This is a genomic window from Streptomyces sp. NPDC097981, assembly GCF_040302565.1.
In the GTDB taxonomy this organism is placed as follows: Bacteria; Actinomycetota; Actinomycetes; order Streptomycetales; family Streptomycetaceae; genus Streptomyces.
In genome coordinates this window covers 163,100-176,103 of record NZ_JBEORW010000013.1, presented here as the reverse complement: position 1 = coordinate 176,103, position 13,004 = coordinate 163,100, and the positions used below count along the sequence as shown (strand labels likewise).

11 protein-coding genes are annotated in these 13,004 nt (G+C 73.4%); 2 read left to right on the top strand and 9 right to left on the bottom strand.

Translation table 11 applies throughout. The annotated features are described in order from the left end of the window. Positions 1 to 599: 599 nt before the first annotated feature. The 7 genes from ABTY04_RS15800 to ABTY04_RS15770 form a co-directional block, all read right to left on the bottom strand. Positions 600 to 1,601: a TIGR03842 family LLM class F420-dependent oxidoreductase gene (locus tag ABTY04_RS15800; RefSeq protein WP_352213934.1), complete on the bottom strand. Its 1,002-nt coding sequence runs from the start codon at positions 1,599 to 1,601 to the stop codon at positions 600 to 602. A 9-nt stretch (positions 1,602 to 1,610) separates the two neighbouring features. Continuing rightward, positions 1,611 to 3,011 (bottom strand): dihydropyrimidinase, encoded by a 1,401-nt coding sequence (hydA, locus tag ABTY04_RS15795; protein WP_352213933.1) that lies wholly within the window; start codon positions 3,009 to 3,011, stop codon positions 1,611 to 1,613. Between the two features lie 16 nt (positions 3,012 to 3,027). Further along, positions 3,028 to 4,281, bottom strand: a complete 1,254-nt coding sequence (locus ABTY04_RS15790) for an aspartate aminotransferase family protein (protein ID WP_352213950.1) — start codon at positions 4,279 to 4,281, stop codon at positions 3,028 to 3,030. A gap of 38 nt (positions 4,282 to 4,319) precedes the next feature. Next, positions 4,320 to 5,162, bottom strand: a complete 843-nt coding sequence (locus ABTY04_RS15785; RefSeq protein WP_352213932.1) for a nitrilase-related carbon-nitrogen hydrolase — start codon at positions 5,160 to 5,162, stop codon at positions 4,320 to 4,322. Positions 5,163 to 5,313: 151 nt separating this feature from the next. Continuing rightward, positions 5,314 to 7,278: a hypothetical protein gene (locus ABTY04_RS15780; RefSeq protein ID WP_352213931.1), complete on the bottom strand. Its 1,965-nt coding sequence runs from the start codon at positions 7,276 to 7,278 to the stop codon at positions 5,314 to 5,316. Positions 7,279 to 7,323: 45 nt separating this feature from the next. Continuing rightward, positions 7,324 to 7,704, bottom strand: coding sequence for a PPOX class F420-dependent oxidoreductase (locus tag ABTY04_RS15775; RefSeq protein WP_352213930.1), 381 nt, complete (start codon positions 7,702 to 7,704; stop codon positions 7,324 to 7,326). 322 nt (positions 7,705 to 8,026) lie between these two features. Next, entirely contained in the window at positions 8,027 to 8,278 is a 252-nt protein-coding gene (locus ABTY04_RS15770) for a helix-turn-helix domain-containing protein (RefSeq protein ID WP_352213929.1), read from the bottom strand. A 66-nt stretch (positions 8,279 to 8,344) separates the two neighbouring features. Here ABTY04_RS15770 and map point away from each other — a divergent pair, with 66 nt between their 5' ends. Beyond that, positions 8,345 to 9,112, top strand: coding sequence for a type I methionyl aminopeptidase (map, locus tag ABTY04_RS15765; protein WP_352213928.1), 768 nt, complete (start codon positions 8,345 to 8,347; stop codon positions 9,110 to 9,112). A gap of 3 nt (positions 9,113 to 9,115) precedes the next feature. Here map and ggt read toward each other — a convergent pair whose 3' ends face one another. Then, positions 9,116 to 10,921 (bottom strand): gamma-glutamyltransferase, encoded by a 1,806-nt coding sequence (ggt, locus tag ABTY04_RS15760; RefSeq protein ID WP_352213927.1) that lies wholly within the window; start codon positions 10,919 to 10,921, stop codon positions 9,116 to 9,118. A 114-nt stretch (positions 10,922 to 11,035) separates the two neighbouring features. On the opposite strand from ggt, the gene ABTY04_RS15755 reads away from it, so the two are divergent. Continuing rightward, positions 11,036 to 11,761 carry a hypothetical protein gene (locus tag ABTY04_RS15755; protein WP_352213926.1) on the top strand — a complete coding sequence of 242 codons (726 nt, stop codon included), beginning with the start codon at positions 11,036 to 11,038 and terminating at the stop codon, positions 11,759 to 11,761. Here ABTY04_RS15755 and ABTY04_RS15750 read toward each other — a convergent pair. After that, positions 11,721 to 12,971: a cytochrome P450 gene (locus tag ABTY04_RS15750; RefSeq protein ID WP_352213925.1), complete on the bottom strand. Its 1,251-nt coding sequence runs from the start codon at positions 12,969 to 12,971 to the stop codon at positions 11,721 to 11,723. The two genes, ABTY04_RS15755 and ABTY04_RS15750, sit on opposite strands and share 41 nt — an antisense overlap. Positions 12,972 to 13,004: the final 33 nt, after the last annotated feature.

Below are 13,004 nucleotides of genomic sequence, written 5' to 3'. Positions count from 1 at the left end.
CCCTCGGACTGCTCCAGGGTCTTGGCGAAGGTCTTGCTCTCGCGCCAGAAGTCGAGAACGGCGTGTTCGAGGGCGGGCAGGTCGACCTGGGCGGGGACGCGGCGGTACTGCGGGGATGTCATCGACGATACTCCGGTGGTTATGCGGATCGTTCCAGTGAAGGGACGAGAGACGGGCTCCCGCGGTACCACCCTCCTTGGCCCGGAAACAGCACACGCCGAGCCCACTTCATTCGAGATCCGATGCCGGCTCTACTCACCGGGCCCGGCCATGCCGGCGCCCCGCTTTCCTCCGGCGGCTCCGGGTGATCTTCACGCCGCGCTCGCCCCCGGGCTCGCACCATCCCCGGGTCGCTCCTGGCCGCGTACGACGCTACTCGTCCCCTCAACGCCTTTCGGTGGGTGCATTGTATGGTCAACGCACTTACCCGCGACGTTCGTTAAGACGGAATATGGCCGGAAACGTACGGACGGGCCTCCCACCTGGCCGAGGTTGCACGGCAGGCCCTTTCACCGGACGACGCCGCCCCCTGCACCTTCACCTGGGCACAGGCGGTGCAGGGGGCGTTGTCGGTACGGCCCGGGGCGCGGGCCGGGCCGTCAGGCGCCCAGTGCCGGGATGACGTCCTTGCCGTAGGCGTCGATCACGGCCTCCTTCGCGTCGTGCATGTCGTACACGGCGAACTGGTCGACGCCCAGGTCGCGCAGGGTCCGCAGCTTCTCGATGTGGGCCTCGGGCGGGCCGAGCAGGCAGAAGCGGTCCACGATCTCGTCCGGCACGAAGTCGGTGGACGGGTTCCCCGCGCGTCCGTGGTGGCTGTAGTCGTAGCCCTGGCGGGCCTTGATGTACTCGGTGAGGGCGTCCGGGACCATGCCGGAGTGCTCTCCGTAGCGGGAGACGAGGTCGGCGACGTGGTTGCCGACCATGCCGCCGAACCAGCGGCACTGGTCGCGGGCGTGGGCCAGGTCCTCGCCGACGTAGGCGGGCGCCGCGACGCAGATCTTGAGCGCGCCCGGGTCGCGGCCCGCCCGTTCGGCGGCCTCCCGGACCGATCCGACCATCCACTCGGTGAGGTAGGGGTCGGCGAGCTGGAGGATGAACCCGTCCGCCTTCTCGCCGGCCAGGGCCAGCGCCTTCGGCCCGTACGCCGCCATCCAGACGGGGAGCTTCCCGTCCCGGACCCACGGGAGCCGCAGCGGATTGCCGTCGACGTCCGCCTCGCGGCCTTCCGCCAGGTCCCGGATGACGTCGATGGCCTCGCCCAGCCGGGCCAGTGTGTTCGGTTTGCGCCCGGCGACGCGCATCGCGGAGTCGCCGCGGCCGATCCCGCACACCGTGCGGTTGCCGTACATGTCGTTGAGGGTGGCGAAGGTGGAAGCGGTGACCTCCCAGGTGCGGGTGCCGGGGTTGGTGACCATCGGGCCGATGTGCAGCTTCTGCGTGTTCGCGAGGATCTGGCTGTAGATGACGAACGGCTCCTGCCAGAGCACGGCGGAGTCGAAGGTCCAGCCGTAGCGGAAGCCGTTGCGCTCGGCGCGCTTCATGAGGCTGATGACCTGGGAGGCGGGCGGGTCGGTCTGCAGGACGAGGCCGAAGTCCATCACGGTTCCTTAGAGGTACTGGCAGGTGGAGCGGGGGATGAACACGCCGTGGCCGGGCCGGCCCGTGTACTCGCGCCGGTCGATGACGAGTTCGCCCCGGGAGAGCACGGTGTCGACGCGTCCGGTGATCCGTTTGCCCTCGTACGCCGAGTAGTCCACGTTCATGTGGTGCGTCTCGGCGGAGACGACCTGCTCGGCGTGCGGGTCGTAGAGGACGATGTCGGCGTCGGAGCCGGGCGCGATGGTGCCTTTCTGGGGGTAGAGGCCGAACATCCGGGCCGGGGCCGCGCAGGCGATGTCGATCCAGCGGCGGCGGCTGATGTGCCCGTCCAGAACGGCTTGGTGGAGGAGGTCCATCCGGTTCTCCACGCCGGGCAGCCCGTTCGGGATCTTCGAGAAGTCACCGCGGCCGAGCTCCTTCTGGCCTCGGAAGCAGAACGGGCAGTGGTCGGTGGAGACCACCTGGAGGTCGTCGGTCCGCAGCCCCCGCCACAGCGCGGCCTGGTGCTCGCGCGGCCGCAGCGGGGTGGAGCAGACGTACTTGGCGCCCTGGAAGTCGGGCTCCGCGAGGTTGTCGGTGGACAGGAACAGGTACTGCGGGCAGGTCTCCCCGAAGACCGGCAGGCCCTTGTCGCGGGCGGCGGCCAGCTCGGCCACCGCCTCCTCGGCCGACACGTGGACCACGTAGAGCGGGGAGCCGGCCACCCGGGCGAGCTGGATCGCCCGGTGCGTGGCCTCGGCTTCGAGGAGGACCTTGCGGACCTCGCCGTGGTGGCGGGGGTCGGTCTCCCCGCGGGCCAGGGCCTGTTCGACGAGCACGTCGATCGCGATGCCGTTCTCGGCGTGCATCATGATCAGCCCGCCGTTGCCGGAGGCCCGCTGCATGGCGCGCAGGATCTGCCCGTCGTCGCTGTAGAAGACCCCCGGGTAGGCCATGAACAGCTTGAAGGAGGTGACGCCCTCCCCGACCAGGTGGTCCATCTCCTTCAGGGTCCCCTCGTTGACGTCCGAGAGGATCATGTGGAAGGCGTAGTCGACGGAACACGTTCCGTCGGCCTTGTCGTACCAGGTGTCGAGCCCCTCGCGCAGGGAGCGGCCCCTGCTCTGCACGGCGAAGTCGACGATGGTGGTGGTGCCGCCCCAGGCGGCGGCGCGGGTGCCGGTCTCGAAGGTGTCCGAGGCGGCGGTCCCGCCGAAGGGGAGCTCCATGTGGGTGTGGGCATCGACCCCGCCGGGGATGACGTACTTCCCGCTCGCGTCGATCGTGCGGTCGGCGGTCCAGACCTCGGCGGCCGCCGAGCCGTGGGCCGCGAGGGCGGCGACCCGGCCGTCCTCGACCAGCACGTCGGCGTGGAGCTCGTCGGCGGCCGTGATGACGAGGCCGCCGCGGATCAGGGTGCGGATGGACATGTGCGGCGCCTCCCGGTTACACGATGCTGCGCAGGGCCCGTTCGAGGATGTCGGCGCCCTCTTCCGCCTCGGCGACGGTGAGGGAGAGCGGCGGCGCGATGCGCAGCACGCTGGTGTCGTGCCCGCCGCCCTTGCCGAGCAGCAGGCCGCCTTCGCGGGCGGCCTCCAGGACGGCGGCGGCCACGTCCGGGGCGGCCTCGTCGGTGCCGGGCTTCGTCAGCTCCAGCCCGGCCATCAGGCCCCGGCCGCGCACCTCCCGTACGGCGGGCACGGTGGCGGCGACGGCGCGCAGCCGCTCCAGGAGCAGGCCGCCGACGCGGCGGGCGTTGCCCTGGAGGTCGTGCTCCAGCAGGTACGCGAGGTTGGCGACGCCGGCCGCCATGGTGACCGGTGACCCGCCGAAGGTGGAGATGGAGTTGGTGTCGATGCAGTTCATCACCTCGGCACGGGCCACGACCCCGCCGATGGACATGCCGTTGCCGATGCCCTTGGCGAAGGTGAGGATGTCCGGCGGCCCGTTCTGGGCGTGGGCCTGCCAGCCCCAGAAGTTGTCGCCGGTACGGCCCCAGCCGGTCTGCACCTCGTCGCTGATCCAGAGGATGCCGTGCCGGTCGAGGACCTCGCGGAAGGCTCCGTACAGCCCGTCGGGCGGGGCGGTGAACCCGCCGACGCCCTGGATGGGTTCGGCGATGAGCGCTGCGACACCGCCGCGGGCCTGGCCGAGCACGTCCTCCAGGTCGGCGACGGCGGCGGCGGTGAACTCGGCGTCGGACAGGTGCGCGAAGGGGCCGCGGGTGCGGACGGCACCGTGGACGTAGTACGTCTGGAGCGGCGAGAGGCTGGTCGGGGACCAGCTGCGGTTGCCGGTGATGGAGACGGTGGAGAAGGACCGGCCGTGGTAGCTGTTGCGCATCGCCAGGATCTGGTTGGAGCGGCGGTACGCCGTCGCCAGCAGCAGGGCGGTGTCGTTGGCCTCGGTGCCGGAGGTGGTGAAGAAGACCCGGGCGTCGGGGATGCCGGAGAGGGCGGCGACGCGCTCGGCCAGCTCGATCATGGGGCGGTTGAGGTACAGGGTGGAGGAGTGGATGAGCCGGCCGGCCTGTTCGGAGACGGCCTTGGTGACTTCGGGCAGCGCGTGGGCGGTCATCGTGGTGAGGATGCCGCCGAAGAAGTCGAGGTAGCGGTTGCCGTCGGCGTCCCAGACGTGGCGGCCCTCGCCGTGCGTGAGCTCGATGGGGCGGCGGTAGTAGAGCGCGAGCCAGTCGGGCATGACGGCCTGGTGGCGGCTGTGCAGTGGGATCGGGTTGGTCACGGCTGTACGAGCCCTCCGTAGGCGTCGGGGCGGCGGTCGCGGTAGAAGGCCCACTGGTCGCGGACCTCCTTGATCAGGTCGAAGTCGAGGTCCCGGACGAGGAGTTCCTCCTCCTTGTCGCTGGCGACGTCCCCGACGAACTGGCCGCGCGGGTTGACGAAGTAGCTGGTGCCGTAGAAGTCGTTGTCGCCGTACTCCTCTTGGCCGATGCGGTTGATGGCGGCGACGAAGTACTCGTTGGCGACGGCCGCGGCCGGCTGCTCCAGCTGCCACAGGTAGGCGGACAGGCCGCGGTGGGTTGCGGAGGGGTTGTAGACGAGCTGCGCTCCGGCGAGGCCCAGGGCGCGCCAGCCCTCGGGGAAGTGGCGGTCGTAGCAGATGTAGACGCCCACGCGGCCGACGGCGGTGTCGAAGACGGGCCAGCCGAGGTTGCCCGGGCGGAAGTAGTACTTCTCCCAGAAGCCTTTGACCTGGGGGATGTGGTGTTTGCGGTACTTGCCGAGGTAACTGCCGTCGGCGTCGATGACGGCGGCGGTGTTGTAGTAGAAGCCCTCGGACTCCACCTCGAAGACCGGCACGACGATGACCATGCCGGTCTCGCGGGCGAGGGCCCGCATGCGCTGGACGGTGGGCCCGTCGGGGACGGGCTCGGCCCACCGGTAGTGCTCGGGCTCCTGGACCTGGCAGAAGTACGGGGCGTTGAACACCTCCTGGAAGCCGATGATCTGCGCACCCTCGGCGGCGGCCCGCCGGGCGTGGTCCTCGTGCTTGGCGATCATCGACTCGGTGTCTCCGGTCCAGGTGGCCTGGACGAGTGCGGCGCGGACGACTTGGGCCATGAGCTGCTCCTCGCGACGGGAACGCCGAGTTCTACGCACGTAGACGGTATGCGTAGGGAGTAGAACGTAGGCCTCGTCACACCGTGGGGCAAGACCGCCGTGCACGGTTGGAGTAGTCGATCACATTGCGGTGACAGGTGGTCGATCGCGGTCAGGAGACGGGCGGTTTCGCAACACGCAGGGCGTGCACGAGGTCACGGTGGTGCGCGACGGAGAGGGCCTCGGCGGCCCGGAGCAGCCGTGGGGTGAACCACTGCGGGTCGCGGCGGGCGAGGCGGACCGCCTCCTCCGCGGTGCGGACCTTGACGAAGGCGCCGAGCAGGGCGTCGGCCTCGTGGATCCGCCCGGCCCCGGCGAGGGCCAGGGCCGCGTCGGCGATCTCGGCGGCGGGGCGGGCCGCGCCCTGGCGCAGCAGCGCCTCGCAGTCGGCGTGCCGGCCGGCCTCGCCGAGGGCGGCGGCGGCCGCGGCGAGCCGCTCGGGCGGGAGCGAAGCCGCCTCCCACAGCAGCGTGGCCCAGTCCGCGCCGAGCCCGGCGCGGACCAGCTCGTCGGCGAGCCCGGGCAGCCGCTCGGCGGGCCAGGCGGCGGCCTCGCACAGCAGCGCATGCGCCTCCCCGCTCCGCCCCTGCGCCCGCAACGCCACCAGTGCGGCGATCACCCCCGTCACCCCGCGAACACCCGCCCCCACCGGGCCGAAGCCGCCCCCGCCGGCGGCCTGCACGTCTGCCCCCGGCGGGGCGTAGCCAGGCACCCACGGCCCCGACGGGACGAATCCGGCCCCGGCAACGGCCTGCACGTCTGCCCCCGGCGGGGCGTAGCCTCCCCCGCCGACGCCCTGCCCCTCCGCCCCTGACGGGACGAATCCGGCCCCGGCATCGGCCTGCACGTGCGGGCCCCACGGGGCGTAGGCGGCCCCAGCGGCACCCTGCCCTTCCGGCCCCGACGGGACGAATCCGGCCCCGGGGACAGCCTGCGCGTGCCCCGGAGGGGCATAGACGGCCCCGCCGACGGGCTGCGTCTGCGGTCCCGGTGGGGGGAAGCCGGGCTCTGTGGCGGGATGGGCGGGGGGATTCGGTGGGGTGAAGCGGGGCCTGCCGAGCGTCGGGGGCGCGAACCGGGCCCCGCGGGGAGCGGGGAGTTCGGCCCCGGAGCCGGTCCCGGGCCGGCCGAACCGCGCACCGCGGGGCGGAGCAGCGGCCAGGTCCGGGTGCCCGGGCGGCGGGATGAAGGCTGCGGGAGCCTCGGGGGCCGCGGCGCCCGCGTACCGGGCCCCGCCGGCCCGCCGCGCCCCGCGCAGCCACCGCCCCTCGGCCCGCCCGACGGGCGGCTCGGCCTCCCGCTGCCGCGGCACCCCGGGCAGCGGATCGCCGTCTTCCACCCCGGCTAACCCCTCGGGCGTCGGCGTCCCCGGTTCGGCCCCGCCGGGCCGAGGGCCGGCGCCGGGAGCGCCGACCCCGTCGGTCCCGGAACCCCCGGCCTGCGGGGCCGGCGGATCCGCGGATGCGGCCGTACCGGCCCACGGTGCGGTCCCGGTGGACCAGCCGTCCCCGGACCGGGTCGGTCCGGCCGGCCACGGGGACACGGGCTGCCCGGCCGTCGCCGCACCGGCCGCGGGCGCCGGCAACGCGGTCAAGCGGGCGGTCAGGTCCGCCTGGCGGGCGGCAGCCCTGGCCGCGTCGTCGCGGGTCCAGGCGAGTTCCCGGGACACCGCGTCCGCCTCGGTCCGGTCCGTCGTGGCGGCCAGCCGCGCCGTCAGCCCGCGGGCCGCCGCCTCCGAGACGGCCCGCTGGTCGGCGGCCGCCGCCAGCAGGGTCCGCAGTTCCTCCGCGCCGCCCGGCAGCCGGTCCCACGCGGTGACCGCCGCGGCCCGCAGCCGGGCCGCGTGCTGCGTCTCCCGCGCCGCGAACTCGGCGCCCCTGGCCCCCGCGAGGTCGGCCAGCAGCGACTCCAGCACGTCCCACGGCGGCATCGCGGCCCCGTCCAGGCAGGCCCGCATGCCCTCCGGATCCCGGCGCAGGAACTCCCCGTACCACCCTGCTCCCGGATCGAGTCTCTGCGTCAACCCACTCAAGTAGCCCGAGAGTTGACTGATCGCCAGCGAAGTCGCGGTCTCCATTCCCGCATTGGATCCCGCCGGTGTTACGGGAGGACTACGGGAGTCTCAAACCTTGACGGCGATCGCGGTGTGCGGACGCTTCCCGCGCCGGAACACCGCGGCCGGCAGGTCCAGTGCCCAGAACTGCCAGGTGTACTTCCGCGAGATCAGTGTGCGCACCCGCTTCAGCCCCGCCTCGTCCAGCAGCCGCGCCTCGCCCTCCAGCACGGGAGCCCCTTGCGCCACGCGTCCGCGCACATCGCAGGGGCTGAGGGTGACCCGCCCGTTGTTGCGGATCCGCTTCACCTTCCAGGAGTCGCTGCGCGTCCAGATGAAGAGCTCACCGCCGTCGGCCACCGCCCACACCGGCGTCGGGACGGGCGTGCCGTCCTTGCGGAACGTGGTGAGGCTGACGTACTTGCCCTGGTTCAGCTCGTCGAGAGTCATCCCCGGAGCCTAGACTCCCGGCCCCCGCGGGGTGCGGGCGTGGCCGGGAGCCGACCGTGGCCGACGGCGGCGCCGGGGCCCCGGAAGCCCGCGTCGCCGGGGTCCCCGGCACGGGCCCCGCCCTCCGGTACCGCGCAGGCGGCGGCGAGCAGGCCCGCCGCGAGGGCCGCGCCGAGGAGTCCGAAACCGAGTCGGTGGGATGCGTTCGAGGCTGGCACGCCTTCACGCTTGCCCGCGCCGAGCCGCTCCCACCGCCGATTGGTCCGTTCGGCCCGCCGGCCCCGCCCGAAAGAAACCGCGGCCTCGCGGGGCGCGGAAGGCGTCAGGCGGGCACGAGGGCGCAGCGGCGCAGCACGTCGTCCAGGGACAGCCCGAGCACCCCGGCGAGGGCGGCCACGGTGAAGAAGGCCGGGGTGGGCGCACGGCCGGTCTCGATCTTGCGGAGGGTTTCGGCGGACAGCCCGGCGCTCGCCGCGACCTCGACCATGCTGCGGACGCCGCGGGCCTCGCGCAGCAGTGCGCCCAGGCGCTCGCCGCGCTCGCGCTCTTCGGGGGTGAGAGGGGTGCGGACCATGACCGCATCCTACCCTCCTCCCCCCAATAACTATCCCGTTAAAGTTATACCGGTATAGTTATTGGCATGGTGGAATTGAAGACGGAACAGTCGATCAACGAGATGCGCGCCCCGGGCCGGGTCGTCGCGCACGCCCTGGCCGCCGTACGGGAGGCCGCGCGGGTCGGGGTGTCCCTGCAGGACCTGGACCGGGTCGCCCGCGAGGTACTGGCGGAGGCCGGCGCGAGCTCGCCGTTCCTCGGCTACCGGCCGCAGTTCGCGCCGGTGCCCTTCCCCGCGGTGATCTGCGCCTCGGTCAACGACGCGATCGTGCACGGCATCCCCGACGGCTACCGGCTGCGCGACGGCGACCTGGTCAGCATCGACTGCGGGGCGGAGCTCGGCGGCTGGGCCGGGGACGCGGCCGTCAGCTTCACCGTCGGCCGGCCGCGCCCCGGCGACGTGCAGCTGATCGGGACCGCCGAGGCGGCCCTCGCGGCCGGCATCGCCGCCGCGGTGCCCGGCAACCGGATCGGGGACATCGCCCACGCCATCGGCACGGTCTGCCGCGCCGCCGGATACGGCATCCCGGACGGCTTCGGCGGCCACGGCGTGGGCCGCAGCATGCACGAGGACCCGGGCGTGCCCAACGAGGGCCGGCCGGGGCGCGGCATGAAGCTGCGCCCCGGCCTGGTCCTCGCGATCGAGCCGATGCTGATCGCGGGCGGTACGGACGACTACCGGTGCGACGGGGACGGCTGGACCCTGCGGACCGTGGACGGCAGCCGCGCCGCGCACGCGGAGCACACCGTCGCGGTCACCGCCGACGGTCCGAGGATCCTCACCGCCCCCTGAGCCCTACGGCTTCCCGTGCGGGTGGACCACCATCGCCGAACCCCCGCCCCGCCGGCTCGTTTCGGCCGCGGCCAGCCAGCGCCCGTCCGGGAGCCGCTGGACCCCGGTCGCGGCGCCGATCTCCGGGTTCTGCCGGAACCTCTGGCCCAGCGCCTCCAGTTCGGTGCGCAGCGGGCTGTTCCACAGGGCCGGTTCCAGCTCGGTGGTGGTCTGGTTGCGCTGGCTGGCCCGCGGCGCCGCGATCGCGTCGACCAGCGGCAGCCCCCGGTCCAGGTGTCCGATCAGGGTCTGCAGGACGGTGGTGATGATGGTGGCGCCGCCCGGGGAGCCCACCGCGAGCACCGGCCGGCCGTCGTCCAGCACGATGGTCGGGGACATGGACGAGCGCGGCCGCTTGCCGGGGCCGGGCAGGTTCGGGTCCGGGACCCCGGGGGCCGCCGGGGCGAAGGAGAAGTCGGTCAGCTCGTTGTTGAGGAGGAAGCCGCGGCCCGGGACGGTGATCGCACTGCCGCCGGTGGACTCGATGGTCAGCGTGTACGAGACGACGTTGCCCCAGCGGTCGGCGACCGTCAGGTGCGTGGTGTTCTCCCCCTCGTACGTGGTCGGGGCGGCCCGGCCCGAGCCTGCGCAGGCGGCCGGGTGGCGCGGGTCGCCGGGGGCCAGCGGGCTGGTCAGCGTCCGGTCCGGGGCGATCAGGCAGCCGCGCGAGTCGGCGAACCTCTGCGAGAGCAGTTCCTTCGTGGGCACGTTCTCGGCGGCCGGGTCGCCGACCCAGCGGCCGCGGTCGGCGAAGGAGATCCGCGAAGCCTCGATGAACCGGTGCAGGTACTGGGTCTCGGTCAGCTTCGAGAGGTCGGTGCGCTCCAGGATGTTGAGCGCCTCGCCCACGGTGGTGCCGCCCGAGGAGGAGGGCGCCATGCTGTACACGTCGAGGCCCCGGTAGCTCACCTGGGTCGGGGCCTGGCGCTTGGTCGCGTACGCGCTCAGGTCGCCGGCGGTCAGGTCGCCGGAGCGGACGTTCCGGGTGGCGGCCGGGTCCACGGGGGGCTTGCGGACGGCCCGGACGATGTCCTCGGCGATCGGGCCCCGGTAGAGCGCGCCGGTGCCCTTGCGGGCCAGTTCCGCGTACGTGGCGGCCAGGTCGGGGTTCTTGAAGGTGGACCCGACCACCGGCAGGGCGCCGCCGGGCAGGAAGAGCTTCCTGGTGTCGGGGAAGTCCTTGAAGCGGTCCTGGTTGAGCTCCGTCTGGGCCCGGAAGGTCGCGTCGACGGTGAACCCGTCGCGGGCCAGCTTCTCGGCGGGCTTCAGGAGCCGGCCGAGCGGGCGGGTGCCCCAGGCGTCGAGGGCGCTCTTCCAGGTGGCCGGGGTGCCGGGGACGCCGACGGAGCGGCCGCTGGTCTGGCCCTGCTCGAACGGGATGGGGACCCCGTTCTCCTGGAAGAGGCCGGCGGTGGCCGTGGCGGGCGCGGTCTCGCGGCCGTCGATGGTCTGCACCCGGCGGGACTTGGCGTCGTAGTATACGAGGTAGCCGCCTCCGCCGATACCGGCGGAGTACGGCTCGGTCACCCCGAGCGCGGCCGCCGTCGCGACGGCGGCGTCCACGGCGTTGCCGCCGGAGCGGAGGACCTCGATGCCGGCGGCGGAGGCATCGGCGTCGACACTGGCGACGGCCCCGCCGTACCCGACGGCGGCGGGCACCTTGGCGGGAGCGGCGCCCTGCGCCTGCGACGGCGGGGCCGCGGCGCCGGTGGACACCAGCGCTCCGGCGAGGGCGGCGAGCGCTAACTGACGTGTGGCGGAACGACGCATGCGAACCTCCAGTCGACGGCCTGTCGGACCCCACCGGACAGGCGTGAACTCGGCACTTTAACTTCACCACACCCCCCGCGTCAGGACGACCGCGTGCGGGCTAGCATCCGGCGCATGAACGATGACGTGCGCAACATCGTGCTCGGGGTGGTGGCCACCGCCATCAGCGGCGGCTTCGGCTGGTTCACCCGTACCTACCTGTGGCGCCGTGCGCTGCGCCGCAAGCAGGCCTTCTTCGGTCTGCCCACCGGTTCGGACTGCCTGTTCGTGGTCAACCGGCAGATGGGCGGCACCGAGGGGTCGGTGCACCGCAACGACGCCTTCGCGCTGCTGGAGATATCCGCCCTGATCAAGGACTGCGGGGCGAACCTGCAGATCGTCTCCCACGATGCGGTCCGTCAGGGCTTCGGCGAGCGTGCCGAGTTCTGTGTGGGCGGGCCCGTGTCCAATGCGCGGACGGCGGCCCATCTGGGCTCCATGCTGCCGGGCGTCCGGGTCGACCTCTCGACCGAGCCGGGTCCGGACCGCGGGGCGATCAAGGTCGGCGGTGAGACGTACCGCTGGCAGAAGGGCCAGGTCGACCACGTGCTACTGGCCCGGCTGACGACCGGGGCGGGCAGCCGGCCGGTGTTCCTGGTCTCCGGGCAGACCGCGATCAGCAACCAGGCGGGTGCCCGGTTCCTGGCGCGCCATCACAAGGACCTGGCGCGCCGCTACGGCGGGGACTCGTTCTGCGTGGTGCTGAAGGTCAACAACTCCGACGCCTACGGCCCGGACGTGGTCGACCTGCTGGCGGACGTCACCCGGCAGGCCCGGACACCCGTAGCGGAAGCCGCGTGATCCCGTTGATGAAGTTCGACACCAGCCGGCGCGGCGGGCCCGCGAGTTCGGGGGCGGGCATGGACGTACGCCACTCCTCGTGGAGGACGCGCAGCTGGAGCCGGGCGAAGTGGGCGCCGAGGCAGACGTGCGGGCCGTCCCCGAAGGAGACGTGCGCGTTGGGCGTCCGGCCGAGGTCGAGGCGCCCGGGGTCGGTGAAGACGCGCTCGTCGTGATTGGCGGAGGCGTGAAAGACCACCACCTTGTCCCCGGCGCTGATCGGCTGCCCGGCCAGGACGGTGTCAACGGCTGCGGTGCGGCGGAAGCTGAGCACCGGCGGGTGGACGCGCAGCAGTTCGTCCACCGCGGTGTGCACCGGGACCCGGCCGTCGGCGAGCATCCGGTACGCGCCCGGGTCGCGGGCCAGGGCCAGCAGGCCGCCGGGGGCGGCGCTGCGCACGGTGTCGTTGCCCGCGACGGTGAGCAGGAAGAAGAACATCTCCAGCTCGGCCGGGTCCAGTCCGGCGCCGGCGAGTGCGGTCATCACGTCGTCGCCGGGGTGCGCCCGCTTGTGGGCGGCCAGTTCCCGGGCGTACGAGAACATCTCGCCCAGCAGCGCCGGGGAGCGCGGGTTGAGGGGCTTGCCGTCGGGGCCGAGCAGGGGCGCGGGCGCGTCCTCGGGGTCCTGGTAGCCGATGATCCGTACGGTCCACTCCAGCAGCAGGCCCCGGTCGGACGCCGGAACGCCCAGCAGGTCGGTCAGGTTGAGCAGCGCGTACTCGTCGGTGACGGCGGCGACCAGGTCGGCGGCGCCGTCCTCGGCCTTCGCCCGGGCGCCGGCGAGCAGGGTCCGGGCCCGCTCGCGCACCCGGCCGGCGAAGGCGTCGACGCGGGCGGGGGTGAAGGCGCGGGAGACCAGCCGGCGCAGCCGCCCGTGGTCGCCCGCGGTCTTCGCCGGGTCCTGGTTGAGCATGGTGCGCCGCAGGAACGGCAGGTCGGCCGGGTCGGGGTCGCGGATCTGGGTGGCGCCCACCCATGAGGAGTACGTGGCGTGGTCGCGCAGCACGCGGACCACGTCGGCGTGCCGGGTGACCGCCCAGAAGCCGGGGCCCGCGGGCCAGCCCTGGATCTCCGGTTCCTCCTGCCAGGCCACCGGTTGCCGGTCGCGCAGCAGCCGGTAGGCCTCGTGGGGGATGCCGGCGGCGTAGATCCGGGGGTCGAAGACGTCCACGGGACCACCGTGGCGGGTGGGGCGCCGCAGCAC